General features: G+C 71.8%; 20 protein-coding genes. 5 read left to right on the forward strand and 15 right to left on the reverse strand.

Features of this window, described 5'->3' with window-relative positions; translation table 11 throughout:
* Positions 1 to 122: 122 nt before the first annotated feature.
* The 3 genes from ACSHXN_RS27680 to ACSHXN_RS27690 all read right to left on the reverse strand — a co-directional run bounded on the left by ACSHXN_RS27680 (position 123) and on the right by ACSHXN_RS27690 (position 4,179).
* Positions 123 to 1,160, reverse strand: a complete 1,038-nt coding sequence (locus ACSHXN_RS27680) for a rod shape-determining protein (RefSeq protein WP_355135020.1) — start codon at positions 1,158 to 1,160, stop codon at positions 123 to 125.
* A 231-nt stretch (positions 1,161 to 1,391) separates the two neighbouring features.
* Positions 1,392 to 2,738: a carboxyl transferase domain-containing protein gene (locus tag ACSHXN_RS27685; RefSeq protein WP_438303971.1), complete on the reverse strand. Its 1,347-nt coding sequence runs from the start codon at positions 2,736 to 2,738 to the stop codon at positions 1,392 to 1,394.
* On the reverse strand, positions 2,731 to 4,179 hold the full coding sequence (locus ACSHXN_RS27690) for an acyl-CoA synthetase (protein WP_355800818.1): 1,449 nt from the start codon (positions 4,177 to 4,179) through the stop codon (positions 2,731 to 2,733). The genes ACSHXN_RS27685 and ACSHXN_RS27690 overlap by 8 nt, the downstream gene beginning before the upstream one ends.
* 545 nt (positions 4,180 to 4,724) lie before the next feature.
* On the opposite strand from ACSHXN_RS27690, the gene ACSHXN_RS27695 reads away from it, so the two are divergent.
* Positions 4,725 to 5,606: an ATP-grasp domain-containing protein gene (locus ACSHXN_RS27695; RefSeq protein ID WP_438303973.1), complete on the forward strand. Its 882-nt coding sequence runs from the start codon at positions 4,725 to 4,727 to the stop codon at positions 5,604 to 5,606.
* Here ACSHXN_RS27695 and ACSHXN_RS27700 read toward each other — a convergent pair.
* A complete protein-coding gene (locus ACSHXN_RS27700) occupies positions 5,590 to 6,186 on the reverse strand; it encodes a hypothetical protein (RefSeq protein ID WP_438303975.1) in 597 nt (198 codons plus the stop codon). The two genes, ACSHXN_RS27695 and ACSHXN_RS27700, sit on opposite strands and share 17 nt — an antisense overlap.
* 336 nt (positions 6,187 to 6,522) lie before the next feature.
* On the opposite strand from ACSHXN_RS27700, the gene ACSHXN_RS27705 reads away from it, so the two are divergent.
* A complete protein-coding gene (locus ACSHXN_RS27705; RefSeq protein ID WP_355135010.1) occupies positions 6,523 to 7,296 on the forward strand; it encodes an IclR family transcriptional regulator in 774 nt (257 codons plus the stop codon).
* Positions 7,293 to 8,138 (forward strand): SMP-30/gluconolactonase/LRE family protein, encoded by an 846-nt coding sequence (locus tag ACSHXN_RS27710; RefSeq protein ID WP_355135008.1) that lies wholly within the window; start codon positions 7,293 to 7,295, stop codon positions 8,136 to 8,138. Before ACSHXN_RS27705 ends, ACSHXN_RS27710 begins: the two co-directional genes overlap by 4 nt.
* A 43-nt stretch (positions 8,139 to 8,181) precedes the next feature.
* Here the strand turns inward: ACSHXN_RS27710 and ACSHXN_RS27715 are convergent, their stop codons facing one another.
* The 10 genes from ACSHXN_RS27715 to ACSHXN_RS27760 all read right to left on the reverse strand — a co-directional run bounded on the left by ACSHXN_RS27715 (position 8,182) and on the right by ACSHXN_RS27760 (position 23,907).
* Complete coding sequence (locus ACSHXN_RS27715) at positions 8,182 to 11,133, reverse strand: beta-galactosidase (protein ID WP_438303978.1); 2,952 nt, start codon at positions 11,131 to 11,133, stop codon at positions 8,182 to 8,184.
* 752 nt (positions 11,134 to 11,885) lie between these two features.
* Positions 11,886 to 13,466, reverse strand: coding sequence for a substrate-binding domain-containing protein (locus ACSHXN_RS27720; protein WP_438303981.1), 1,581 nt, complete (start codon positions 13,464 to 13,466; stop codon positions 11,886 to 11,888).
* 173 nt (positions 13,467 to 13,639) lie between these two features.
* On the reverse strand, positions 13,640 to 15,295 hold the full coding sequence (locus tag ACSHXN_RS27725; protein WP_438303983.1) for a pyridoxal phosphate-dependent aminotransferase: 1,656 nt from the start codon (positions 15,293 to 15,295) through the stop codon (positions 13,640 to 13,642).
* Positions 15,296 to 15,459: 164 nt separating this feature from the next.
* The gene (locus ACSHXN_RS27730) at positions 15,460 to 16,614 is read right to left on the reverse strand and encodes an aldose epimerase family protein (protein ID WP_438303985.1); all 1,155 of its coding nucleotides are present in this window, start codon (positions 16,612 to 16,614) and stop codon (positions 15,460 to 15,462) included.
* A 57-nt stretch (positions 16,615 to 16,671) separates the two neighbouring features.
* Complete coding sequence (gene mmsB, locus ACSHXN_RS27735) at positions 16,672 to 17,916, reverse strand: multiple monosaccharide ABC transporter permease (protein ID WP_438303987.1); 1,245 nt, start codon at positions 17,914 to 17,916, stop codon at positions 16,672 to 16,674.
* Positions 17,913 to 19,463, reverse strand: coding sequence for a multiple monosaccharide ABC transporter ATP-binding protein (mmsA, locus tag ACSHXN_RS27740; protein ID WP_355134996.1), 1,551 nt, complete (start codon positions 19,461 to 19,463; stop codon positions 17,913 to 17,915). The genes mmsB and mmsA overlap by 4 nt, the downstream gene beginning before the upstream one ends.
* 44 nt (positions 19,464 to 19,507) lie before the next feature.
* Complete coding sequence (chvE, locus tag ACSHXN_RS27745; RefSeq protein ID WP_355134994.1) at positions 19,508 to 20,614, reverse strand: multiple monosaccharide ABC transporter substrate-binding protein; 1,107 nt, start codon at positions 20,612 to 20,614, stop codon at positions 19,508 to 19,510.
* Between the two features lie 5 nt (positions 20,615 to 20,619).
* Positions 20,620 to 21,624 carry a hypothetical protein gene (locus tag ACSHXN_RS27750; protein ID WP_438303990.1) on the reverse strand — a complete coding sequence of 335 codons (1,005 nt, stop codon included), beginning with the start codon at positions 21,622 to 21,624 and terminating at the stop codon, positions 20,620 to 20,622.
* Between the two features lie 124 nt (positions 21,625 to 21,748).
* Positions 21,749 to 22,753 carry a zinc-dependent alcohol dehydrogenase gene (locus tag ACSHXN_RS27755; protein WP_355134990.1) on the reverse strand — a complete coding sequence of 335 codons (1,005 nt, stop codon included), beginning with the start codon at positions 22,751 to 22,753 and terminating at the stop codon, positions 21,749 to 21,751.
* Positions 22,750 to 23,907 (reverse strand): mandelate racemase/muconate lactonizing enzyme family protein, encoded by a 1,158-nt coding sequence (locus ACSHXN_RS27760; RefSeq protein ID WP_355134988.1) that lies wholly within the window; start codon positions 23,905 to 23,907, stop codon positions 22,750 to 22,752. The genes ACSHXN_RS27755 and ACSHXN_RS27760 overlap by 4 nt, the downstream gene beginning before the upstream one ends.
* A gap of 268 nt (positions 23,908 to 24,175) precedes the next feature.
* On the opposite strand from ACSHXN_RS27760, the gene ACSHXN_RS27765 reads away from it, so the two are divergent.
* Positions 24,176 to 24,958, forward strand: coding sequence for an SCO2400 family protein (locus ACSHXN_RS27765; RefSeq protein WP_438303992.1), 783 nt, complete (start codon positions 24,176 to 24,178; stop codon positions 24,956 to 24,958).
* A gap of 119 nt (positions 24,959 to 25,077) precedes the next feature.
* On the opposite strand, the gene ACSHXN_RS27770 is transcribed toward ACSHXN_RS27765, so the two are convergent.
* Positions 25,078 to 25,512 (reverse strand): MarR family winged helix-turn-helix transcriptional regulator, encoded by a 435-nt coding sequence (locus ACSHXN_RS27770; protein ID WP_355134984.1) that lies wholly within the window; start codon positions 25,510 to 25,512, stop codon positions 25,078 to 25,080.
* A 100-nt stretch (positions 25,513 to 25,612) separates the two neighbouring features.
* On the opposite strand from ACSHXN_RS27770, the gene ACSHXN_RS27775 reads away from it, so the two are divergent.
* Positions 25,613 to 26,635: an NADP-dependent oxidoreductase gene (locus tag ACSHXN_RS27775; RefSeq protein ID WP_355134982.1), complete on the forward strand. Its 1,023-nt coding sequence runs from the start codon at positions 25,613 to 25,615 to the stop codon at positions 26,633 to 26,635.
* Positions 26,636 to 26,645 lie beyond the last annotated feature (10 nt).

Consider the following 26,645-nt stretch of genomic DNA (forward strand, 5'->3'; position numbering starts at 1 on the left):
GGCAGGGGCGCACGGCGGCAGGCCCGGCGCAGGGCCGCGCGCCGGACGCGTGTACGGGGCGCCTTCGGGGCCGGGGTGCCGCGAACGGCCCCGGCCCCGGACGGCCCCGGCCCCGGACGGTGTCAGGCCGCCAGCGGATTCAGTACCAGCGGCTGGATCCTGCCCTCGAGCATCGCGCCCAGGCCCTGGACCGCGCAGATGTCCGGGCGTTCGGCGATGTGCACGGGCATGCCCGTCGCCTGGCGGAGCATCTGGTCGAGGCCCGGCAGCAGGGCGCTGCCGCCGACCATCATGATCCCCCGGTCCGCCAGGTCGGCCACCAGGTCGGGCGGGCAGTCCCGGAGCACCTTGCCGATGCCGTCGAGGACGGCGGTCAGCGGGGTCTGGATGGCGTCCCGCACGGCGGCGGTGTCGACCAGCACGGAACGGGCGAGACCGGTCGCCACGTCCCGGCCCTGGATCTCGGTGGCCGCGGGTCCGTGCGGGGTCAGCCCGTTGCCGGAGAGGGCGACCTGCAGCGGACGTACCGACTGACTCGGCAGCATCAACGCGTGTTCGTGCCGCAGATGCTGCACGATCGCGTGGTCGACCGCCTCGCCGCCCACCGGGACGCGCTCGGCGGTGACGATGTTGCCCAGCGACAGCACGGCGATCTGGGTGGCGGCCGCCCCGCACACCATGATCATGGAAGCCTCGGCCTGTTCGACGGGCAGCCCGCAGCCGACGGCGGCCGCCACGAGCGTGTCCACGAGCTCCACCCTCCGGGCCCCCAGCCCGACGAGGGTCTCGATGGTCGCGCGCTGGGCCAGCGGGTCCGCGTCGTGCGGGGTGCAGGCGGCGGCCCGCAGCCGGGGCTTGCGGCGCAGTTTGCGGCGCAGCCTCTCGCCGAGCAGATGGCGCAGCATCCGCTGGGCCATCTCGATGTCCACGACCGTGCCGCCGGAGACGGGCCGTACCACCCGGATGTACGAAGGCGTGCGTCCCGTCATCTTCTCGGCGAGTTCACCGACCGCTATCAGCGCACCGTTCCGCGTGTTGACGGCGGCAGCGCTGGGCTGATCCACCACCAGCCCGGCACCCTTGACGTACACACGGGTCCGGGCCGCCCCCAGGTCGACGGCGAAATGGCAACGGCGCAGCTGGTCCAGACTCACGGTCATGGCGGTACCTTCCGAAACAGGCCGCGGGTGGCCGCCGGGCGGCGGGCCACTCCTCCCCCATCGTGTGCCGCGGGCGGGGACCGCGCCTCTCGAGGTGGGCCGGGCGGGGCGGCTCCGGGCGAGTGATCCCGAGCGCGCCGGGCGCCCCGGAAGTCCGTGCGCGACCGGACCTCGCCGCCGCGATACTCGAGCGCGCGGCGCCCGGGTCCGGGGCGGAGCGCGCCCGGGAGATCATCCGGCCGGTGCGGTACCCCCGCCGACGATCCCCCGTACGACGCCGAGCGCCACCAGGTCCTGGGGGCGCAGCCGGAGCTGGTCCGCCGTGGAGCGCACCTCGTGCGCCGGGCGCTTGAGTATCGCGGCGGCGAGCTCCGGCGCGATGACGGAGAAGTAGCTGTCCGGGGTGACCCACGTGTTGCCGGGCGCGGCGGGTGCGAGGGCGCCGCCGGAGCCGCCCTCGCCGATCACCAGCGTCGTGAGCGGTGTACGGGCGGTGGCGACCGCGGCGAACAGGTCCGCGATGGCGGCGCCCGCGCCGTGCCGCTCGGCCTCCGCGTCGTTGGCGGCGCCCGGTGTGTCCACCAGCGTCAGCACGGGGATCGACAGGGTGTCCGCCAGCCGGATCAGACGGGAGGCCGTGCGGTATCCCGCGGGGCGGGTCGCGGCGCCCGTCTGGGCGGCGTAGGCGATCGTACGGCCGTCGTGGGAGCCGAAACCGCACAGCATGCCCGCGTCGAGGCCACCGCGGCGGTCGCCGCCGAGGGCCACCCGGCGGGTGAAGTAGGCGTCCAGGTAGGCCTGCGCCCGTGGACGCAGGGGGTCGCGGGCGCGCCGGACGGCGTCCCAGCCGGTCGCCGGAAGGTCCACCCGGCCGAGCGCTCCGGGCACCGGAGCGGGGTCGGACGACGGCGCGGTCAGCAGACCGAGCCACCGGCCCACCGTCTCCCGCAGTTCCCCGGGCCCTACGACGGCGTCGACCGTGCCGGCCGCCACCTGCGCCTCCGCCGTGTACGCCGCCGGGTCCGCGTCCGCCGGGCGCACCCGGGAGCCGGCGAATCCCACCTGGACGCCCGGCAGGGCGAGGACCACGTCGGCGCCCGCGCCCAGCGTGGCCCAGCCGCCGCCGGTCGTCGGGTCCCGCAGGACGGACAGCTGCGGCAGGCCGGCGGCGCGGGTGAGCGCCGACTGCCGGGCCACGCGCTGGAGCTGGGTGAGCGCGAGCATGCCCTCCTGCATCCGGCTGCCGCCGGTCGCGACGAGCGAGACGACCGGGAGCCGGTGCTCGCGGGCGTGGACGTGCGCAGCCTCCAGCCGGTCACCGGTTCGCTCGCCGAGGGAGCCGCCGAGGAAGCCGAACTCGAACGCGATCAGTACGGCCGGGGTGCCGCCGACGGTCGCGTGCCCGCAGACCACGGACTCGTCCTCGCCGGTGCGGGCGGCGGCGCGGGCACGCGAGGCGCCGTAGCCGGCCCACTCCAGCGGGCCGTCGGGTCCGGAGGTCCCGGCCGGGTGGGGGAGTTCGGTGAAGTCGTCGGTGAGGAGGGCGAGGGCCTGCCGTGCGGTCGGGCGGTCAGGCATCGCCCAGCGCCCGCTTCATGATCTTGCCCATGTCGTTGCGGGGCAGGGCGTCGAGGTAGTGCACGACGCGTGGGCGCTTGTGCGGGGCGAGCCGCCGCGCCACATGGCCGGCCAACTCCTCCGGGCCGGGCGGGTCCCCGGCGTCCGCCGGCACCACCCATGCGACGATCCGCTCGCCGAGGTCCTCGTCGGGTTCCCCGGTGACGGCCGCCTCCCGTACTCCCGGGTGCTCCAGCAGCGCGTTCTCGATCTCGCCCGCACCGATCTTGTAGCCGCCGCTCTTGATGAGGTCGGTGGCCTTGCGGCCCACGATGCGCACGTATCCGCCGGCCTCACGGACCGCCATGTCGCCGGTGCGGAACCAGCCGTCGGCGGTGAACGCGGCGGTGGTGGCGTCGGGACGGTTGAGGTACTCGGTGAACAGGTTCGGGCCGCGGACCTGGATCTCGCCCACCGTCTCCCCGTCGTCACCGGCGATCGGCGAGCCGTCCTCCTCGACGAGCCGCAGCTCCACACCGGGCAGCGGCACGCCGACCGTGCCCGGGCGCGCCTCCCCGTCGGCGCGCACGCTCGTGTTCATCAGGGTCTCCGTCATCCCGTACCGCTCGACGACCCGGCGGCCGGTGGCGGCGGCGATCCGCTCGTGGTCGTGCACCGGCAGCGCGGCGGACCCGGAGACCAGGAGCCGGGCCCGGCCCAGTGCCTCGGCGAGGGCGGGGTCGCCGGGCAGCGTCTCCGCGATCCGGTGGTACATCGTCGGTACCCCGAACAGCATGGTCGCGCCGGCGCCCAGCTCGCGCGCCACGCCCGCGGTGCTGAAGCGGCCCAGGTGCCGCACGGATCCGCCGCGCCGCAGCGGGCCGAGCACACCGAGCACCAGACCGTGCACATGGAACAGGGGCAGCCCCTGCACCAGCACGTCGTCCCCGGTCCACTTCCAGGCGTCCGCGAGCGCGTCGAGGGTGGCGGTCACGGCACGGCGGGGGATGACGGCGCCCTTGGGCGGTCCGGTGGTCCCGGAGGTGTACACGACGAGGGCGGGGCTCTCCTCGTCCATCTCGGCGGGAGCGTACGTCCCGGTGTCGCGCACGTCGACCGGCACGCGCTCCAACGCGGCGACCGGCGGGGGGAGTTCGTCGCCGGGAGCGGCCAGCACCACGGACGGGACACTGTCCGAAAGGATGTGCCCCAGCTCCTTCCCCCCGGACTTCGGGTTGAGCGGGACGACGGGCACACCGGCGGTCAGCGCGGCCACCACCGCGACGGCGGTCTCCAAGGACGGCGTGGCCCACACAGCCACCCTTCCCGCACCGCCGATCCGCCCGGCGAGCGCGCCGGCCGCCGCGGCGAGCTCCGCGTACGTCAGGGCCCGCTCACCGAAGCACAGGGCGGGCCGCCGCCCGGCCGAGGGCTCGGTCAGGGCCGGAAACAGGGTGGACACGCGGGGTACTCCTGGGCTCGAAGCGGACGTACGGACTCAAGGACCGTTCCTACATCAGGGCCGGCGAAAACCCCTCCCCGCGGTGACGGACACCTCATCCCGCCCCGGCAGGTACCGGTGCGCGCCTGCCTACGACCGTGCCCTCCTCGGGAGCCGCCCGCAGCTCGACCGTCCTCGGGGCCGGATGCCCCGGCCGGCCGCGGCGGGCCGTGTCCGGGACATGCCGTGCGGCGGTGGCCTGCCGTCGCCGGGGCGAGGTCGTCGGCGACCGTGCCGCGGGGCCGGGCGGGGAGCCGGGTGACGTCCGTGGGGGAGGGGTGACCCGGCCGCCGCTGTCCGGGACCGCCGGGTCGCAGGGGCCTCGCCCCCCGAAGCGCGGCCGGTCGGCGTGGCGGATCTCGACGCACTCCGCCCTTCCGGCCGTTCCCCGTTCCGTCCACCGATGCCGTGGCTTCACCGAAGGTGAAGGTCAACAAGGTTGCCGCGGTTCCCCGGCCCGTTGTTAACCTGCGCCCAGCAGCCGCCGTACGAACAGGAGTGCAGACGTGCCCCGCTCCGCAGCCCGAGTCGCACTGGTCACGTGCCGTCCCCGGCCGGAGGTCTCGGTCGACCGGGATCTGCCGGGACTGGTCGCGGAGTTGAGGGCGGCCGGGGCGGCCGCCGACGCCGTGTACTGGGACGACCCCGACATCGACTGGGCGGCCTACGACCTGGCCGTGATCCGCTCCACGTGGGACTACAGCTGGCGGGCGGCGGAGTTCACGGCGTGGGCCGAGCGCTGTGCGAGGGCCACACGGCTGGCCAATCCGGTGGAGGTCGTGCGCTGGAACACCGACAAGCGGTACCTCGGCGACCTGGTCGCGGCCGGCGTCCCCGTCGTCCCCACGCGGTACATCGCCCCCGGCGAGCCCGCCGAGCTGCCCGACGACCACGAGTACGTCGTCAAGCCCACCTCGGGCGCGGGCGCCCGCTTCGCCGCCCGGTACACCCCGGCGGAGCGGGCCACCGCCGTACGGCAGCTGGAGCGGATGCACGCTGAGGGGTTCACCGCGATGGTGCAGCCCTATGTGAGGAACATCGACGTCAGCGGGGAGCGGGCGCTGCAGTTCTTCGGCGGGCGGTTGCTGCACGCCAGCCGGAAGGGGGCCGTTCTCACGCCCGGAACGCCGTACGACGAGAAGAAGGTGGCCCACCCCCGCCTGGAGGCATGGACCCCGGCCCCGGAGGAACTCGCCGTCGCCGAGCGGGCCCTGGCGGCGATACCGGGCTCTGCTGAACTCCTCTACGCCCGGGTCGACCTCGTCGACGGCGCGGACGGCGGTCCGTGCGTGATGGAGCTGGAGCTGGTCGAGCCCAACCTGTTCCTCGGTCTGCACGCGGGGTCGCTGCCGTCGGTGGTGGAGGCCGTCCTCACGGCCGCCCGCTGACGCCCGTCCGCTGCAACAGCCCCCAGGTGAACTCCGCGGCCACGTCGTGCCGCTCACCCGAGGCGTCCGGCGCGGTGAAGGCCAGACCCCAGCGAGTGGGGGCCGTGCCCTCCAGCGGGCGGGCGGGCGAGAAGGCGCGCGCCACCTCGTCGACCGTGCTGGACCAGGGGGTGAGGTCCTCCAGGGCCTTCAGCTCCGGGCCGGGCGCACCCGGCGCCCGTACCAGCCACTCGTTCCACACCACCCCGTTCGGCGCCACCAGGATCTCGAAGCGCAGATCCGGCCAGAGCGGCACCGGCCAGAGCATCGCCCGGCAGTCCAGGTCGCCGATCCTGCGGGCCTGCGTCGACTCGGGTTCGCCGAGGACGGAACGGTAACGGGAGGCGGCGGCGCGGGCGCGAGGGGAGTGCAGCATCGCCTGCCAGCGCCGGTTGGCCTCGCGCATCTCGGCGATCGAGACCCCCAGTTCGTGGCGGGCGCTCTCGACGAGGTCCGGATTGTGGTCGGCCATGCGGCGCAGCAGGACCAGCTGGAAGTCGACGGGTGTGAAGGGGCCGGTGGGGCGCTTCGCGGACGGCATGCACACCATCCTCGCCCACGGCCACGGCACCCGGACGGCGACCGCCCCTCGGGACGGGTCCGGCCAGGGGAGGACGGTACGGAGAGCCGCCCGGAGGTGGAGGGCCGTACGAAATCGGCAGAAGGCAGGGCTCCACGAGGAGGGGGCTCCGTCGAGAGCGGGCCGGGCGGACGGGGCGAGGGCCGCCGAAAAGCGGTCGCCCGCACGGCAGTCCGCGGGCCGTCCCCGGGACGTCACCTGGATCGGGCCATTGCCCGGCCGAGTCCACTGTGATTAGCCTGTGTTCGCCATGCCGATCGCCGGTTGAAATTTCGAACGCAAGGGAGGGGGCCGGTCGTGGGACGCCTTGTACCTGCGGTGACCCGGGCTCTCGACATATTGGAGCTCTTCCTGGACGGGGACGGAACGCTCTCCGCCCCCGACATCGTGCGCAAGCTCCAGCTGCCGCGTACCACCGTGCACGAGCTGGTCACCACGCTCGCCGCACGCTCCTACATCGTCCAGGTGCCGGGGCAACCGGGACGCTACCGGCTCGGCGTGCGCCCCTACCAGCTCGGCAGCCGCTACGCCGAGCAGCTGGACCTCGCCGCCGAGGGGCAGCACGTCGCCCGGTCGGTCGCCGAGACCTGCGACGAGACGGTGCACGTGGCGATCCTCGAGGGCACCGACGTCATCTACATCGCCAAGGTCGACTCCACGCACGCCGTGCGGATGGTGTCGGCGGCCGGTCGCCGGCTGCCGGCCCACTGCACCTCCGTCGGCAAGATGCTCCTCGCCTCCCTCCCGGCGGAGGAACTGGCCGCCCGCATCCCCGACGACGCGGAGCTCGTCGCGATGACCCCCAACAGCATCACCGACCCGGCGGTCCTGCGCACGGTGCTGGGCGAGATCCGCGGACGCGGTCTCGCCGTGGAGACCCGCGAGTCCAACCCCGACGTCAGCTGCGTCGCCGCCCCGGTGCGCGACCGCACCGGGAAGGTCGTCGCCGCGCTCTCGATCTCCGTACCGATGATCCGCTGGAGCGACGAGCGCCGTGCCGAGCTCGAGCAGCTCGCCGCGAAGGGCGCCGCGGAGCTCTCCGAGAGGCTCGGCCACCGGGGTGCCGCATGACGGGCTACGAGGTCGCCGTACGGGCGGAGGCGGCCCTGGGCGAGGGGCCGACGTGGGACACCGGCGCGCAGCGGCTGATATGGATCGACATCCTGGGCTCACGGGTGCACACCTATGATCCCGCCTCCGGCCGCCGCACGGTCATGGCCACGGAACAGCACGTGGGGGCCGCCAAGCCGCGCGCCGGCGGCGGTCTGGTGGTGAACCTCCGCGACGGAGTCGGCCTGTACGGGCCCGACGGCAGCGACTTCCGCTGGCTGCACCGCGAGGTCGTCCCGGGCCGCCGCGCCAACGACGCGGCCGTCGCCGCCGACGGATCGCTGTGGGCGGGCACCATGCGGTACGACGAGGCGCCGGGTGGTGGCACGCTGTCCCGGATCACACCCGACGGCACGGTCCTGACGGTGCTGGACGACGTCGCCGTCAGCAACGGCACGGGCTGGAGTCCCGACGGCCGGCTGATGTACTACATCGACTCGCCGACCCGGCGGGTCGACGTCCTCGATGTGCGCGACGGCGGGCTCCCGGCAGGCCGGCGCCCGCTGGCCCACGTCGACCGCGGCTTCCCCGACGGGCTCGCCGTCGACGCCGACGGCTGTGTCTGGGTCGCACTGTGGGACGGCGGCGCGGTACACCGCTACACCCCCTCCGGCGTGCTGGACCGCGTCCTCGAACTGCCCGTCCGCCGTCCGACCGCGTGTGCGTTCGGCGGCCCGGAGCTGGCCGACCTGTACATCACCACGGCCCGTACGGGGCTGGACGCGCCGCATCCGCTCTCCGGTTCGGTGCTGGTCGTGCCGGGCGCCGGAAAGGGCCTGCCGCAGCCCGCGTTCGCCGGCTGACCTGGTCGAGTGCCCCGGCCCGCCGGGCCGGGGCACTCTCTCGTCAGTGCGCGGCGCGGGGGGAGTCCACCAATGCCACCGGGACCCCTCCCGCGGCCTTGCCGAGCAGCGTCAGCCGCACGGCCCCGGGTCCCGCCGGCGTGGTCCCGTCGGAGAGGACCGCGAGGGCGAGCGTGTTCTCCCCACGGGTGTTCAGCACCCCGTTCGGCAGGACGAACGTGTGCTGCGGGCCCACGTCGTTGATGTACTGGCCCATGTTCCAGCCGTTGAGGAAGATCTGCACCCGGTAGGCGCGGGCCGGGTCGTCGGTGAGCGTCAGCCCGATCGACGCGTCCGTTCCCGGATCGACGGCCGCCCGGAAGGCGGTCCGGTACCAGACGACGCCCTGCCGCCGCTCGCCCCGCGGCAGTTCGGCGGGCTCCCAGCCGCCGTCCGCGAATCCGGGCAGATGCCAGCCGTGCCGCTCCCCGTACAGACCCCCGTTGTTGATCGGTCCGCGCACGGGATCGGGTGCCGCCTCGCCCTGGATGCGCCATCTCACCCGCGGTGTCGCACCGTCGAAGGCCACCGAGACGAGCCCGCGTCCCGCCTTGTGGGTGTCGTCGGCCCGTCCGTCCTGGTCGTGCTGCATGCGGCGGACGAGGACGGACAGGACATGGGGCCCCTTCCCCGGTGCGACCGGGAACGCGGCCGTCGCCGACCATGTGCCCTGCCGGACCGTCTTCTTGTCCGGCACGGGCATCCGGTGCGTCCCCAGGGGCTTGCCGTCCAGCCACGCCATCAGCAGGCCCTGGGTGCCGGTGACGTACGAGAACGACACCGCTGCGGCGCCGGCCGCGTCCTCGAAGCGGCCCCGGTACCAGACGTCCCCGTAGTGGAAGCCGTAGTCGTCGGCGAACAGGACGGGTCCCGGCGCCGGCACCGGGGTCGTACTGGAGGAGGTGGCCCGGTCGGCCGTCCGCCACGCCGAGTCGTCGAAACCGGGAGCCGACTCGGGGTTCTCGGCGCGGCGGCGCCACCCGGTCAGCGCGGGCAGCCGGACCGCTCCCGCGCCGGGCAGCCGGTGCGTGGCACGCAGGCTGCCCGAGCGGGTGGTGTGCGTGGGCACGCGCCGCCCGTTCCAGAAGACCTCCGTCACACCGCGCGGCAGCCACGCCTCCAGGTCCGCCTCCTCGACCGTGTCGCCGCCCAGGTGCGCGGTCGTACCGCTCAGATCGGCCGTGCGCAGCAGCTCGGGTCCGTAGACCAGGACGGAGCCCGACGGGGTGTCATGGCGCCACAGACGCACGGATGTTGCGTCGTCGACGAGCAGGAGCAGCAGGGGGCGCGGCACCCCGCCGCCGTCCACCAGCACCCGGACGAGCCCGCCGAGCCGGGCGTGCACGTGCAGCGCGCCGTCCCGGTACTCGCAGCGGGCCTTCCCCTCGAGCACGGTGAAGACCGGTTCGGCCGCGGCCTCGACGACGGTCTCCGTCGTCTCGCCTGCGCGGCCGGTGAACACCGCGACGTCCTGGGGGCCCGCGGCCAGGCGCAGCATCGGCTGGGCGGTGGAGTGACGCAGCGTGCGCTGTCCCAGGGAGATCCCGGTGGCCAGCAGCCGGGCGTCGAGGCCGGGGACGGGCACCCGGACGGTCGTCCCGGCCAGCGGGACGGCGGCGACACGTTCGTCGGCGGCGTCGTTGCGCAGGATGTGGACGTGCGCCCGCGTCCTTGCGTTGACGAGGTGGTACGCCCTGAGCCCCGGGCCGCCGCCGACGGCGAGGTCCTCCGCACGGTCCAGCTCGGCCAACTCGGGCACGCTGTGCAGCAGATGACCGAGCTGGTGCATCGGGACCAGCTTGGCGGTGGGCTGCCGGGCCTCGTCGAGGGCGGCCCCGTAGTCGTACGACGTGTAGACGACCGGTGCGGGCAGCCAGCCCCAGGAGGTGCCGCCGAAGGTCATATAGACATTGTGGATCGTGATGCCGTTGGCGAGGTTGGTCAGATAGAAGCGCCGCTCGTACGCCGCGTCCCGGGTACGGCGCGACTCGGCGTACCCCTTGCCGTCGAACTCGGCTCCGCCCCACGGATCGAACCAGCCGCCCCCGAACTCGGCCAGGAATCCCGGGGTGCCCGGGCTCGCGGACGCTCCGCCCCCGGCCCCGCCCGGGCCGAAGTATCCCCAGTCCGGCGGGGTCCGGAACGGTGAGGGATAGCCGTCGAAGGCGTAGAGCCAGTGCCCGCTCTCACCGCCGGTGTCGAACGTGCCGGGCGCCCAGTGGCCGTTCCTGCCCTTGTCGTTGTGGAAGAGCGGCACGTCGACGCCGTCGGTGCGGACCTTCCGGTACAGGTGGGCCATGTAGTCGCGGCCGGCCGCCTCGGTGACGTGGTCCGCGTACTCGTTCTCCAGTTGGTACAGCACGACCGTGCCGGTTCCGGCGGTGTACTGGTGGCGCACCGCGATCCGGTTCACGGCGGTCAGCCACTCGTCCACGTACGTCAGGTACGTCGGATCGGAGGTGCGGGCCCTGCCCTTCGTGGCGGTCAGCCAGCCGGGGAAACCGCCCGCGTCCACCTCGGCGTTGATGTACGGCCCCGGGCGCAGGATCACATAGAGGCCCACCTCGGCGGCCGTGCGCAGGAACAGGTCGAGGTCGCGCACGCCCGTGAAGTCGTAGGAGCCGGGGGCGGGGGAGTGGTAGTTCCAGGAGACGTAGACGCTGACCGTGTTGTAGCCGTGGGCGCGCATCTTCTGCAGGACGTCCCGCCACAGCGACGGACTCGGCAGCCGGAAGGGATGGACCTCTCCGGACCACAGCACGACCCGTCCGCCGTCGACGATCATCGAGTGTCTGTCGAAGCCCACCGTGTGCCGCCGTCCGTCCGCACGCGGCGGCCCGGGTGCGGGGCCGGTGGGCGCTGTCGCGGCGCTGCACTGCCCGGCGCTCGCTCCGAGCGAGAGCCCGAGCGCGGCGGTTCCGACGATCGCGCTGAAGGCGCGTCTGCTCAACACCAAGGCGGTCTCCTCAGGGTCGCGGATGCCGTCATTGTCACCGGTGCCCGGCACCAGGAGGGCCCTTGAGGGACTCGCCACGGGCGGATTACGCGGTACGGGCGGTACGAAGCCGTCGCGCACACATGGGTCCGGCGCCCGCGTCGCGGGGGCAACGGGGGCCACGGGGCGGTCCGTTCCGCCGACGCGGGCGGGCGGCCGCCGACGGTCCTGTTCGCCCGTCATCGTGCTCGGGCCCGCGTGTCGCCCTGCCGGAGGGGAGTTTTGGGGCATGCGGCCGGTGTTCCACCGCCGAAGGGGACACCGCCGGGTACGGAGTGCCGGCGGTCGGTCGCCGGTGACGGCGAGGGCGCAGAGGCGGGTCGTCCGGCGCAGGCCGTTGCCGTCCTCCGAGACCGGGTGCAGGCCACGCCGGCCGCGACGGGGTCCCTGTGCCGGGCGGGGGTCGAGGACGAGGCCCTCGACGTCGTGCGGCAGCAGGTTGTCCCGGGGCTCCTTCCACCGCGCTCCGGACGGCGGGCACGTGCCCCGTCCACGACCGTGCTCCCGCGGGCGAGGGCGGAGACGGTTTCGGCCGGAGGGGCGCGGCCGATGACACGGCAGGCAGGCCGCCGGCGCCTGGCACCCGTCCGCCCCGCGCCGGGCGGGCGGACCGCGGCGGGGGCTCGCCCGCCGCCCCGCGTCCGGCGTTCCCGGGCGCGCCCGGGCCCCTGTTCCGGTGTTCCGGGACGTCGGCGTGATCCGAGCGACAGGCCCTAACTCGGCCGGCAGAGCAACGGCTTGGCCAGCTCCGAGCAGGGCCGGTCCCCGTGGGAGCGGATGATGTCCTTGCCGACCTCGTCGGCCAGGTAGCGCAGGAAGCCCGCGGCCATGGAGTCGGCCGGCGGCTCGCCGTAGGTGTAGGCGAACTCCGTCTGCCAGTAGGGGTAGGCGCCCTCGTCGGCACCTTCGAGGGTGGCCGGGTAGCCGTCGATCCGCACCTCCTCGACACCGTCCTGCGCCGTGGCGGCGCCGACCTCGCTGTGCCCGAGGGCGCCGGGCGTGGAGGCCACGGTGTCGAGGAGCGTCTCCGTGTCCGCGACCTCGCAGCGTCCCGGCTCGGCCGCCGTGAGGGACGCGCAGTCGCTCACCGTGGCAGCCGGCAACGACGTGCCGCCGAGGACCTGGTGCTCGAGGGTGGTGCGGGTGCCGGAGCCGGGGTTGCGGCTGACCAGGTGGATCGGCACGTTGTTGCCCTTGACCTGGTTCCAGTTGGTGATCTTCCCGGCGTAGATGTCCCTCACCTGCTTCCGGGACAGGTCCTTCACGCCCGCGTCCGGGTTGACGACCAGCGTGAAGAGGGAGAGCGCCACGGGGCGGGGCAGCAGCTGCGGGCGCCCGTCCTCGCTCTTCGGGCCGTCGCTGAACGCCAGCCGGTCGCCCAGGCCCTGGCTGCCCGTGAGGCCGGCCTTCTTGCCCGCCGCGGCGAGGGCGCTGAGGCCCGGGACACTGCCCTGGAAGGTGCGATCGGACAGGGGTATGCGCGCATCCGGGCAAGCCTTCTCGTACTGCCGTGCGGCCTCGCGCAGCACCGGCGCGAACGCGGTGGAACCGGACAGCGTGAGCGTGCCGCGCGCGCAGTCCAGCGGCGCGGGCTCGGGGTCGCTGCGCAGGAGCATGAAGAGGGACTCCCCGATGAGCACCAGCACCAGTACGACGAGCAGCGCCCGGACCGGCTTGGCGGCGAACGGGTAGTACTCGGTCTTCCGCATCCTGCCGCGACGGACCCCGCCCACGATGCCGCCGACCACCTCCGGGTCCGGGAACGCCTGCTCCCTGAAGTCCTCCTCGCGCTCCAGCACCGCCAGGACCTTGTAGTGGTCGCGGCGGTTGAGCTTCACCTTGGGCAGTTCGATGAGTCCGTCGCTGACGCCGAGGCCCGGCACCTGCTGCGGGCTGCCCGGGCCGTGGTCGTCGGGAGTGAAGAAGCTGCCGAGTTCGCTGCGGCTGAGTTCGGTGACGACCATGCCGACGACACGGCGGCCCCGGAAACTGACCCGGATGCCTGCCCGGGCGCCGTCCGGCGCCAGATAGTCGTCCTCCACGATCGGGGCCCGGCCGCTGTTCTCGATGCGCAGCAGGACGAACGAAGGATCACGCAGGGATGTGCCGTTGTGCTGCATCTGCTGCAGCACTCCCGCGTAGGGCGCGGCGGCCGCGTCCTGGGCGGTCGTGTCCATCTGCACGCGGTAGCCGAGCAGTTTGCGGCCGACGAGCGTGAACTCCCACACGGCGGCGGCGCCGGAGACGGCCAGACCGAAGACGGCCAGTGCGGTGTCCCAGGGAATGCCGCTCACGGTCAACTCCTGCAGCAGGCGTGATGATCGGAGAGGCCATGGTGAGTGGAGCAGGCACCTGGTTGCCCGGGGAAACCGAGATCCTCCCGACCATGTTCACCGGCGCGTCAACTGGGACACCCGGGGTTCGCCTGCCGGGGCGGCGAGGACCGCGCCGCCCCCGCCGCGCCGGCTCAGCCGACCTGGTTGTACATCGCGCCCGCCGCCGGCCAGCCCGTCGGCTCGGGGACCGGCTCCGGCTGGGTGCGGCCGCGGACCTGGGCGGCCGTGAGACCGCCCGCGGCGGGCATTCCGCGCCGGTTCTGCGCGGCCGCCGCGAGTCCGGGCAGGCCGGTCTGCGGGACCGGCCGCAGACCGGCGGCGGGGGCCGGGGCGACCCCCGGCGGCATCCCGGGCAGCTGCGGAGCGGCGGCCACGGCGGCGGCCGGCGCCGGCATCGGAGCGGGTGCCGGTGCGGGCATCGGGGCAGGGACGGGAGGTGCGGGCAGCGGAGTCGGTGCGGGCAGCGGGGGTGCCGCGGGCAGGGGCGCGGGCATCGGGGCGGGCATCGGCACGGGGGCCGGTGCCGAGCCGGGGGCGAGCGGCATCGACCACGCCTGGGAGGCGAGCCCCATGACGCCCGCGCCGTTGGTCTGGCTGACGAGCCGGTCCACCGCCGCCGTGCCCGAGCTGTAGCCGGTCCCTGTGCTCGGCTCGGGCACGGCGGCTCCCCTCCTGGTCCCGTAGAGCACCTCTTCCATGGCGGACACCAGGCGACGCACGTCCACCTCGGGGCGCACCACGAGCCGCAGGAAGCGACTGGATGAACCGATCTTGTTGCCGCACTCGCGGACGAGGATCCGGTGCTCGGTGAGCAGCCGGTCACGGACGACGGTGCCCTCGGCACCCAGGGGCAGGCGTACGAAGAGGAAGTTGCCCTGGGACGGGTAGACCGTCAGACCGGGCAGCTGGGAGAGCTGCCGGGACATGTCCAGACGGTCGCGGCGGACCTGGTGCAGGCTCTCCATGTACTCGGCACCGTGCTCCCTCAGCATGAACACGACGTGCTCGGCGAAGGAGTTGAGGTTCCACTTCGGCAGCATCGAGCGGACCCGGCCCGCGAGCGAGGGATTGGCGACCAGGTAGCCGAAGCGTATGCCGTGCAGTCCGAAGTTCTTGCCGAGGCTGCGCAGCACGATGACGTTGGGCCGCATCACGGCGTCCTGGACGACGCTGGGTTCGTTCTCGGCGTCGGCGAACTCCAGGAACGACTCGTCGATCACCACCAGGTCCAGGTCCGCCATCGCGTCCATGAACTGCACCAGCGCCTGGCGGGGCACGAATCCGCCGTCGGGGTTGTTCGGATTGCAGACGACGGCGACGCGGGTGCCGCGCTTTCGGATGAACTCCGCGTACTTGGCGAGGTCCAGGGCGAAACCGCTGGACTCCTGGAGCGGGAACATGTCGACGCGCTTGCCGGTCTCCATGGGCTGGTCGGTCCAGCGGCCGAAGGTGGGAACGGGGACGGCGAGGGACTCGCGGACCAGCAGGTGGTCGATCCAGGTGATCAGTTCCGTCGAGCCGTTGCCCATCGCCACGCAACTGGGCGGCAGCTGGAGCAGGTTGCACAGCTCGGCGGTGATCGTGTCGGCGCTGCTCGGATAGTAGGTGATGATCTCGCGCAGCCGGCCCGCCAGCTCGTCGAACATGGCGGGTGTGGGGAAGTAGGGGTTGCAGGGGATGCAGAAGTCCACGGGACCCGTTCCGTCGCCGCCCTCGCGCGTCAGCGCCGCCATCGAGGGACTGTGCGCCGCGGTACCGCGGAACAGCGAGGTGACGGTGTCGCCCATGGAACCTCCGTATGAGGCGGGCCCGGTGGGGACGGCGGGCCCGTCGTCTGTGGGTGGCCCGCGCGGGGGAGCGCGGGCCACCCAGTCATACGGACAGGGGAGGGACGGTGTTCAACTCGTGTGAAGCCGGTGTGATTTCCGGAACCGGTCCCTCCGGTGGCGTGTCACACGCCGAACGAGTGGATCGTCGTCGTCCGGTAGGTCTGCCCGGGCCGCAGCACGGTCGACGGCCACGACGGCTCGTTCGGGGAGTCCGGGAAGTGCTGGGTCTCCAGGCACAGGCCATCGCCCTGCCGGTAGGTGCGGCCGGAGGTGCCGACGAGGGTGCCGTCGAGGAAGTTTCCGGAGTAGAACTGCAGGCCCGGCTGGTCGGTGGCGATCTTCAGGGTGCGGCCGGAGCGCGGGTCGCGCAGAGTGGCGATGTGCACCGGCTTCGCCGTGACGCCCTTGTCGAGCGCCCAGTTGTGGTCGAAGCCCTTGGCCTGCACCTGCTGGGGGTGGCCCGCGCGGATGTCCCGGCCGACCGGCTTGCTCTCGCGGAAGTCGAAGGGGGTGCCGGAGACCTTCGCCAGTTCGCCCGTGGGGATCAGGCCCGTGTCGGTGGGCGTGTAGCGGGAGGCGGCGATCGTGAGCTCGTGGTCCTCGATGGTGCCGCTGCCCTCGCCGGCGAGGTTCCAGTACGTGTGGTTGGTGAGGTTGACGACCGTCGGCCTGTCGGTGGTGGCCTCGTAGTCGATGCGCCAGTCGCCGTCCCGGTTCAGGGCGAAGGTGACCTTGGTCCTGAGCGTGCCGGGATAGCCCATCTCGCCGTCGACGCTGGTGTCATACAGGTGCAGGCCCACGTCCGAGCCGGAAGTGAAGCCCTCGACGTCCCACACCTTGGTGTTGAAGCCCTTGGCGCCGCCGTGCAGGCTGTTCACGCCGTCGTTGACGTTCAGCTGGTACTTCTTGCCGTCCAGGGTGAACTGGCCCTTGGCGATGCGGTTGCCGTAGCGGCCGATCGTGGCGCCGAAGAATGTGGTGCCGGCGACGTAGGCCGCGAGGTTGTCGTAGCCGAGCGAGACGTTGGCGTAGCGGCCGTGCCGGTCGGGGATCTCCAGGGACTGGATGATGCCGCCGTAGGACAGGACCTTCAGCCGGGTGCCGCCGTTCTGCAGGGACCAGCGGTAGACCTTCGTGCCGTCGTCCAGCTTGCCGAAGAGCTCCTTCACCGGCTTCCTGCCTCCCGGGGCGGCCTCGGCGGTGCCGGTGCCGAGGGTGGTCGCGGCGATGCCCGCGGCCGCGGCGCCCGCGATGACTGTGCGTCTGTTCAGTTCCATGTGCGGCTCCCGTGAAGGGTGGGGCCCCGTCGTCGCGACGGGGCCCGAGCTGACGTGTTACGAACCGGACTTGCGCTTGTTCCACACGTCGAAGCCGACCGCCACCAGAAGGGCGAGGCCCTTGATGACCTGCTGCCAGTCGGTGCCGACGCTGAGGAGGTTCATGCCGTTGTTCAGCACGCCGAGGACGAGCCCACCGATGATCGCGCCGAGGACGGTTCCCACACCGCCGCTCATGGACGCGCCACCGATGAACGACGAGGCGATGGCCTCGAGTTCGAAGTTCACACCCGCCTTCGGCGAGGCCGCGTTCAGACGGGCGGCGACCACCAGCCCCGCCAGGGCCGCGAGCACGCCCATGTTCAGGAAGACCTGGAAGGTGACCCTCTTGTCCTTGACGCCGGACAGCTTCGCCGCCGGCAGGTTGCCGCCGATCGCGTAGATGTGGCGGCCGAAGACGGCGTTGCGCATCACATAGCCGTAGCCGACCACCAGCACGCCGAGGATGATGAGCACGATCGGGGCGCCCTTGTAGCTGGCGAGCAGCAGCGTCAGCACGAGGATCGCGGCGACCAGGGCGACGAGCTTGAGGGCGAACAGCTTCGCCGGCGGCACGTCGAGGGCGAACTCCCGCTGGCGGCGCCGGTCCTGAGTCTCCTGCCACACCACGGCGGCGACCAGCACGAGGCCGAGGAGCAGCGTGAGGTTGTGGTAGTTGGTGTTCGGACCCGCCTCGGGCAGGAAGCCGTTGCCCATCTTCTGCAGCCCGTCCGGGAACGGGCCGAGGGTCTGCCCCTTGAGCAGGATCTCCGTCAGACCGCGGAAGAGCAGCATCCCGGCGAGGGTGACGATGAACGACGGTATGCCGAGATACGCGATCAGGAATCCCTGCACCGAACCCGCCACCGCGCCCACCAGCAGGCACAGCACCAGGGCCAGGGGCCACGCCATACCGTGCTGCACCGTGAGCACGGCCGCGAACGCGCCCACGAACGCCGTGAGGGACCCGACCGACAGATCGATGTGCCCGGCGATGATCACCAGCATCATGCCGATCGCGAGGATCAGGATGTAGCTGTTCTGCATCACCAGGTTGGAGACGTTGCGCGGCAGCAGCAGGTCGCCACCGGTCCAGATCTCGAAGAGGACGACGATCAGACCGAGCGCGATCAGCATGCCGTACTGCCGCATGTTGCGGCGCAGCCCGTTCAGCATCAGCTGGAGCAGACTCCCGCCCGTGGCCGATCCGCTCTTGCCCGGCGGCGCGGGGGCCGGGGTCGTGGCGGTCACATCCGTGCTCATCGCGTTACCTCTTTGTCCTTCGTCATATGACGCATCAGCACTTCCTGCGTGGCCTCGGCCCGCGGTACCTCACCGGTCAGCCGTCCTGCGGCCATCGTGTAGATGCGGTCGCACATGCCGAGCAGCTCCGGCAGTTCGGAGGAGATGAAGACGACCGCCTTGCCCTGGGCGGCCAGCCGGTCGATGACCGTGTAGATCTCGTACTTGGCGCCCACGTCGATACCGCGTGTGGGCTCGTCCAGGATCAGCACCTCCGGGCCCGCGAAGATCCACTTGCTGAGGACGACCTTCTGCTGGTTGCCGCCGGACAGCTTGCCCACCGGTTCGAAGACCGTCGGCGCCTTGATGTTCATGGACGTCCGGTAGCCCTCGGCGACCTGGCGCTCCTCGTGCTCGTCGACCACCCCCCGCCTGGACACCTTCTTCAGGGCGGTCAAGGAGATGTTGCGGTTGATGGTGTCGATGAGGTTGAGCCCGTAGTGCTTGCGGTCCTCGGTGACGTACGCGATGCCGTGGCCGACCGCCTCGGCCACGGTCCTGGTCCGGATCTCCTCGCCGTCCTTGAGGACCGTGCCCTGCGCGTACCGGCCGTAGGTGCGTCCGAAGAGGTTCATCGCGAGCTCGGTGCGCCCGGCGCCCATCAGTCCCGCGATGCCGACGATCTCCCCGCGCCGTACCTGGATCGACACGTCGTCGACGACCTTGCGCTGCTGGTCGATCGGGTGGAACACGGTCCAGTTGCGGATCTCGAGCGCCGGGGCGGCCCCCTCCTCCGGCTCGTGCGGGGTGCGCTCGGGGAAGCGGTGGTCGAGGTCGCGGCCGACCATGCCGGCGATGATCCGCTCCTCGGTCGTCTCCGGCGCCTTCACGTCGAGCGTCTCGATGGTGCGCCCGTCGCGCAGGATGGTCACCGAGTCGGCGACCCTGCGGATCTCGTTGAGCTTGTGGGAGATGATGATCGAGGTGATGCCCTGGTTCTTCAGCTCCAGGATCAGATCGAGGAGTTTGCCGCTGTCCTCGTCGTTCAGCGCGGCCGTCGGCTCGTCGAGGATGAGGAGTCTCACCGACTTCGACAGGGCCTTCGCGATCTCGACGAGCTGCTGCTTGCCCACGCCGATGTCGGCGACGCGGGTCTCCGGGTGCTCGTCGAGTCCGACACGGCGCAGCAGTTCGGTGGCGTGCTTGAGGGTGTCGTTCCAGTTGATGAACCCGCGCGTGGCGTGCTCGTTGCCGAGGAAGATGTTCTCGGCGACGGAGAGGAACGGCACCAGTGCCAGCTCCTGGTGGATGATGACGATGCCGTGGTGCTCGCTCGCCCGGATGTCCTTGAAGCGGCAGACCTCCGAGTCGAAGAGGATCTCGCCCTCGTAGGTGCCGTGCGGATGGACGCCGGAGAGCACCTTCATGAGGGTGGACTTCCCGGCGCCGTTCTCACCGCAGATGGCGTGGACCTCGCCCTGGCGGACGGTCAGATTGACGTCCGACAGCGCCTTGACGCCGGGAAAGGTCTTGACGATCGAGCGCATTTCCAGGACGGGTCCCGCCATGGTCGTGCCTTCCAATCAGTGTGGGGTCGGGTACGGCCGCGGGGTCACTTCAGTTCGGCGTCGGTGTAGTAGCCGCCCTTGACCAGGGTCTCCTCGTAGTTGGTCTTGTCGACGCTCACCGGCTGGAGCAGGTACGAGGGGACGACCTTCGAGCCGTTGTCGTAGGTCGTGGTGTCGTTGACCTCGGGCTTCTTGCCGGTCAGCACGTCGTCGACCATCGCCGAGGCGACCTCGGCGAGCTTGCGGGTGTCCTTGTAGACGGTCTGCGTCTGCTCACCGGCGATGATCGACTTGACGGAGGCCAGCTCGGCGTCCTGACCGGTGACGACCGGGAGCGGCTTGCCCTTGCTGCCGTAGCCGTCGGACTTCAGCGAGGACAGGACACCGATGGAGATGCCGTCGTACGGCGACAGGACGGCGTCGACCTTCTGGCTCTTGTACGAGGAGGTGAGGATGTCGTCCATGCGCTTCTGCGCGGTGGCGCCGTCCCAGCGCAGGGTGGTGACCTTGTTGAGCGCGGTCTGGCCGGACCGGACGACCAGCTTCTTGCTGTCCATGTACGGCTTGAGGACGCTCATCGCGCCGTTGAAGAAGTACTTGGTGTTGTTGTCGTCGTTGGACCCGGCGAACAGCTCGATGTTGAAGGGGCCCTTGCCGTTCTTCAGACCCAGCTTGTCCACGATGTAGTTGGCCTGGAGTTCGCCGACCTTGGTGTTGTCGAAGGAGGCGTAGTAGTCGACGTTCTTCGTGCCGAGGATCAGACGGTCGTAGGCGACGACCGGGATCTTGGCGTCCGCGGCCTCCTGGAGCACGTTGTTCAGCGACTTGTTGTCGATGGCCGCGACGATCAGGCCCTTGACGCCCTGGGTGATCAGGTTCTCGATCTGCGAGACCTGGGTGTCCGGGTCGTCCTCGCCGTAGACGAGCTTGGTCTTGTAGCCCTTGGCCTGGAGGTTCTTGACGACGTTGTTGCCGTCGGAGATCCAGCGCTCGGAGGACTTGGTCGGCATCGCGATGCCGATGGTGCCGCCCTTGGTGCTTCCCTTGTCCTCCTTGCTTCCGCCCTCGCTGTTCTGGCCGCAGGCGGACAGGGTCAGGGCGAGCGAGGCGGCCGAGGCCATAGCGGCGAGAGCGGCTCTGCGAGTGCGCATGGTGATCAGTCCTTGTTCTTCTCGTCGTTGAGAGCGGCCGGCGGTCGGTCGCCGGTGGGGAAGCGGTGCAGCGAGCCGGGCAACCGGGTGCCGAGCGGCGCCATGTCGCCGTCCGCGCCGTGCCGGGCCAGCAGGTCGAGAGCGAGCCGGCCGCGCCGCACCCGCTCCCGGGCGGTGTCCAGGGTCAGGTCCCGCAGATGGGTGCCGTACGGGTAGATCCCGGGGGCCCTGGACAGACCGAACTTCAGATACAGCGGTGCGCCGCGCCGGATGAGCTCGGCGACCTCGTACATCCGCACATAGCCTCCGAGGTCGTCGGGGGCCTCGATGTACATGTCCATGGGAGCGGCGGAGACCCGCCGGATCTCCGTCAGATGATCGAGCGTCAGGTCGCTCGGCACGTTCACGGAGTCGGCGCCGAGGTGCTCGAAGACGGCGTACGACGCCGGGTTGACCGGACCGACGAGCGCGGACACCTTGAGGGTGGTGTAGGCCGGGATGATTCCCGCCGTGCGTGCCCGGTGCAGGGTCCACAGCACGCCCTCGTCGGCGACGAGCAGGCATTTCACGCCCAGTTCGGTGGCCCGCACGGCGTCCTCGACACAGCCGGCGACGGCGTCGTGGCCGCGGGCGCGCAGCCCGGCCCCGCGTGAGTCCGAGCGTACGGAGGCGCCGGTGTCCCAGGTGCCGCGCGGCCCCGTGAACAGGCACAGCTCGATGTCGCGTTCACCGGTGGCCTCGACCATCTCGGTGATCTCGGAGTCGGTCAGCATCCATACGCCGCTGCCCTGGCTGATGCGGTGGATGGGCACGTCGAGCCTCGAGGACTCCTTGAGGACCACCGCCAGTGCCTCGGGGCCCTCGCACGAGGGGATCTCGGTGCGCCAGCGGCCGCCTCCGGGGAAGGTGTGAGGGGAGGCGTCGGCGGGGGAGAGAGCGGGCGCGCCGAGGCCGAGCGCGGCGAGGACCTGCTCACCGGGCCTGCGGGCTGCCGTAGCGGGGTGGGTCACAAGGCGTCCTTCATGTTCGGTATTTCGGACAAGGTTCGCGACTCTGGGCGTGAAGAGACGTGTGGTGGTACGCCGGAACGGAGCACGTCAGGTGACTCCGTACCGGCGCACGGTCCGGGAGATGTCACGGTCGCAACAGGACCTTGCCGACCTTCGGGTCGCCGGCTCCCACCAGCTCGATGGCCTGGGAGAACTCGGCGAGGGGCAACTCGTGGGTGACCAGCGGCAACGGATCGAGCAGTCCGGCCCCGAAGACCCGTACCGTGTGCGCCCAGGCGTCCGGCGGCGCCCCGAACACGGTGTGCACCTCCAGCTGCCGTACGACGAGTCCGGTGGGGTCGAGGCCCTCGGCGCCCGGCGCCGGGATGCCGGTGAGGACCAGGCGTCCGCCGCGCCTGAGCAGGGAGGCCGCGGTGCGCGCGGCGGACGCGGACCCGGCGGTCTCGACGACGACGTCGAAGTCGGGGGTGAGTTCCTGGTCCTTGGTGCGGAAGTCGGTGGCTCCGAACCGCCGGGACAGCGCCTCGCGGTCGGTCCCCGAACCGACCACCAGCAGTTCGGCGGGGGAGGCGGCCTTCAGGAACTGCACGGCGAACATGCCGAGCGTGCCGGTGCCGACGACCGCGACCCGCTCGCCGGGCCGCGCGTTCGCCTTCAGCGCGGCGGCCGCGACGCAGGCGGCGGGTTCCAGAAGGGCCGCGGCCGTCAGGTCCGCGTCGTCCGGCAGCACGTGCAGCAGCCGGGCCGGCAGTGTGAGCGTGGCGGCCATGGCGCCCGGCCGGGTGAAGCCGGTCTCCTCGTAGCCCGCGGTGCACAGCGTGGTCTCACCGGCATGGCAGCGGTCGCAGACCTGGCAGTTGCGAAAGCCCTCCCCGACCACCTTGCGGCCGACCAGGCCCTCGGGCGCCCCGGCGCCGACCGCCTGGACCGTGCCCGACCACTCGTGCCCCGGGGTGAGGGGGTAACGGACGTACCCCTCGGGCCGGTTGCCCTGGTACACCTCGCGGTCGCTGCCGCAGATGCCGACGGCGTGCACGCTCACCAGCGCCTCGCCGGGCCCCGGCGCGACGGGGTCGTGGGGCGCCAGGCGGTGCGCGCCCGGCGCCTCGACGACGACCGCGGTGCTCACTTCGTCCCCTTGGGCTTGCGCTGCTCCCAGCCGTCGGCCCACAGGTCGAACCGGGCCTGCTGCTGGGGGAACTCGGCCGCGGCGTCGACGTCCAGCTCGACACCGAGCCCGGGGGCGTCGGAGAGGTGGAAATAGCCGTCGACGACCTCGGGCGCGCCCTTGACCACCTTCTTGATCTCCGCGTCCGCGAAGTCGTTGAAGTGCTCGAGGATCTTGAAGTTCGGGGTGGTGAAGCCGACCTGGAGGGAGGCCGCGGTGAGGACGGACCCGCCCACGTTGTGCGGGGCCACCAGCATGTAGTGGGTCTCTGCGGTCGCGGCCAGCTTCCGGGTCTCCCAGATGCCGCCGATGTGGCCGACGTCCGGCTGGATGATGTCGACGGCCTGGCTCTCGAACAGCTCGCGGAACTCGATGCGGTCGTGGATCCGCTCGCCGGTGGCGACCGGCAGGTCCACCTTCTGGGCCACCTTCTCCAGCGCCTTGAGGTTCTCCGGCGGGACCGGCTCCTCCAGCCAGGCCGGCTCGAACGGCGCGAGCTCGCGGGCCAGCCGGACGGCGGTGGCGGGGGAGAAGCGGCCGTGCATCTCCAGCATCAGCTCCGTGTCCGGCCCGATGGCATCCCGCACCGCCTCGATGAGGGAGACGGAGTAGAGCGTCCCGTCGTGGTCGAGCTCGAAGTGTCCGGTGCCGAACGGGTCGATCTTCAGGGCCTTGTAGCCCCGGGCGACGACCTCCTGGGCTGCCTTGTGGTAGGCCTCCGGGGTCCGCTCGGTGGTGTACCACCCGTTGGCGTACGCCTTGACCCGGTCGGTGACCTTGCCGCCGAGGAGCTGCCAGACGGGGACGCCGAGGGCCTTGCCCTTGATGTCCCAGCACGCCATCTCCACGACCGCGATACCGGACATGACGATCTCGCCCGCACGTCCGTAGTCGCCGTACTTCATCCGGCGTACGAGGTCTTCCACGGCGAACGGATCGGAACCGAGAATGTGGTTGGCCTCCGCCTCCCGCAGATAGCCGATCAGCGCGTCGGTGTGGCCCAGCATCCGGGTCTCGCCGACTCCGGTGATGCCCTCGTCGGTGTGCACCTGGACGTAGGTCAGGTTGCGCCACGGCGTCCCGACCACGTGTGTGCTGATTCCGGTGATGCGCACGGCAGTTGCCCCTTGCTGCGTCGTCGGTGCTTCGTCGGCCCAGGTGGCGTGTTCGAAATTTCGTCACGCGTTCGAAATGCTGGCGTGACAGTAAGGAGGGGGCGGTGGGGGTGTCAATGGGCTGTGCGCATAACGGTTTCGGCAAGGGTTTCGACAACCTCGTCGCACGCCGTGTTCAACTTGCCACACAGTAACGAGCGATTCCGCACACAATTTTCACAGCTACCCCTAGGAACGTTACCTGCGGGGAACTTAGTCTTCCCGCGTCATGGACTACTGCCACCCGTGCCGAAGGCACCTCAACGGCGCCCTCGCCTGCCCGGGGTGCGGCACGCCGGTCGACGAACTACGCGCGCACACCCGCACGGATGCGGCCGACGCGCCCGCCGGCGGCCGCGACGACGATCAGGGATACGACGGCACGGACAGCTCCGACGGAGCCGAACCGCCGGACGAGGACGAGGACAAGGGCGAGCCGACGGCGTCCGGTCGGGCGCAGAGCCGGCGGCGGTCGCAGCGGCGCGGGCCGTCCGGCGACGCCGACGACGCCTCCGTGGGGCGGTCGGGTCGTCGCGACCGCAAGGCCGCGGCCCATCGGCGGCGCCGTAGGCGCGTGCTGTTCGTGGGTGCCGGACTGTTGCTGGCCGCGGGGGCGCTGAGCCTGGCCGAACTGGGCACGGACGCACCCGGGACCACCCCGAAGACCGCAGCCGCCGGGGGCGAGACGGCGGACGGCGGTGCCGCGTCAAAGCAGAGCGCCACGCCGTCCGGCGACGGCGCCGGGGGCGCGGCCTCGCCTTCCTCCTCGGTCTCCGTGTCCGCGTCGGCCTCGGAGTCCGCCAAGGACAAGAAGGACAAGGACAAGGAGACCGACGCGGCCACGCCGTCGGTGACCGCGGCGAGCCTTCCGCCCCGTTCGAACCCGGCCCCCTCGACCACGCCGTCGTCCGTGCAGAGTTCGGCGCCGTCGAGCCGCCCGCCGGCGGCGAGCCCGACTCCGCACCCGTCGCCAACGAAAACCTGCAACCGTTTCCTGTGGTGGTGCACGTAGTGCCTGCTCGGTGCGCGCATCCGGGGGCCGCGCGGTCCCTCCGGTGCACGGAGGCCGTGCGGTAGGAACCGGCGGTGCGCCGCGGGCCGAAGCCCCGGTGCGGTGCCCGGCGCCGGAGGCTACGCCTCCAGCATCCGGTTCAGCAGGTCCCGCAGCGACAGACGTTCGTCATCGGACAGTCCCGCCAGGGGCTCCCGGGCGAAGTTCAGCGAGTCACGCAGCCCGCGCGCCAGCCGCCTGCCCTCCTCCGTCGCCGCCGCCAGCTTCACGCGGCGGTCCGCCGGGTCCGGGCGCCGTTCCACCAGTCCCCGCGCCTCCAGCCGGTCCACGATCCCGGTGACATTGGACGGCTCGCACTTCAGCTTCTGCGCGAGCCGCCGCATCGGCAGCGGCTCCAGCGACAGCAGGCTCAGCAGTCGTGCCTGGGCCCCGGTCAGCGCGTGCTCGGCCGCCGCCTCCTCGTACTCCTCGTGGTAGCGGGCCACGACAGCACCGATCAGTTCCACGACCTCCAGGGTCAGCGGGTCCATGCGGGGGGTCTTCTGCGCGGCCATGCGGTCCAGGCTACCCCTTTGCTTGACATCCTGAAATATTCAGGAGCATGGTTGTTTCAGGTACTGAAGTATTCGGATCGCAACCCGGACGAGAGGCGCCATGAGCGACATCCCCACCCTCCCCGCCGTCAGCCGTGCATGGCACCTGCTCAGCCGCCCGGTCGGCTGGCCCAAGGCCGAGGACTTCGCCCTCGTCGAGGCGGAGCTCCCCCAGCCGGGCGAGGGCCAGGTCCTGGTGCGGAACACGTACGTGTCCGTCGACCCGTACATGCGCGGCCGTATGAGCGCCGCCAAGTCGTATGCCGCGCCGTACGAGCTGAACCAGCCGATGCAGGGCGGTGCGGTCGGCGAGGTCGTCGTCTCCCGTGCCGAGGGGATCGAGGCCGGCGACCATGTGCTGCACTTCTTCGGCTGGCGCGAGTACGCCGTCGTGGACGCGGCGCAGGCCGTCAAGGTCGACGCCGACGCGGCGCCGCTGTCCACGTACCTGGGTGTGCTGGGCATGACGGGGCTCACCGCGTACGCCGGTCTGCTGCGGACCGCTGCCTTCAAGGAAGGCGACTCCGTCTTCGTGTCGGGCGCGGCCGGAGCCGTCGGCAGCCAGGTGGGTCAGATCGCCAGGCTGAAGGGCGCCTCGCGGGTCATCGGCTCGGCCGGATCCGACGAGAAGGTGAAGCTCCTGGTCGAGGAGTACGGCTTCGACGCGGCCTTCAACTACAAGAACGGACCCGTGAGCCGGCAGTTGCGCGAGGCCGCCCCCGACGGCGTCGACGTGTACTTCGACAACGTCGGCGGTGAGCACCTGGAGGCGGCCATCGGCTCCCTCAACCGGGGCGGCCGCGTCGCCGTCTGCGGCATGATCTCCGTCTACAACGACACCGAGCCCTCCCCGGGTCCGCGGAATCTCGCCCGTCTGATCCAGACCCGTGGCCGCATCGAGGGCTTCCTGGTCGGGGACCACTACGACCTGCAGCCGCAGTTCGTCCAGGAGGTCGGCCCCTGGGTCCGCTCCGGCGAGCTCAAGTACCGCGAGACCGTGGTCGAGGGCATCGAGAACAATGTGGAGGCGTTCTTCGGCGTCCTGCGCGGCGACAACATCGGGAAGATGATCGTCAAGCTCTGACGGACGATTT

The organism is Streptomyces sp. HUAS TT11, assembly GCF_051553595.1.
Lineage (GTDB): Bacteria > Actinomycetota > Actinomycetes > Streptomycetales > Streptomycetaceae > Streptomyces.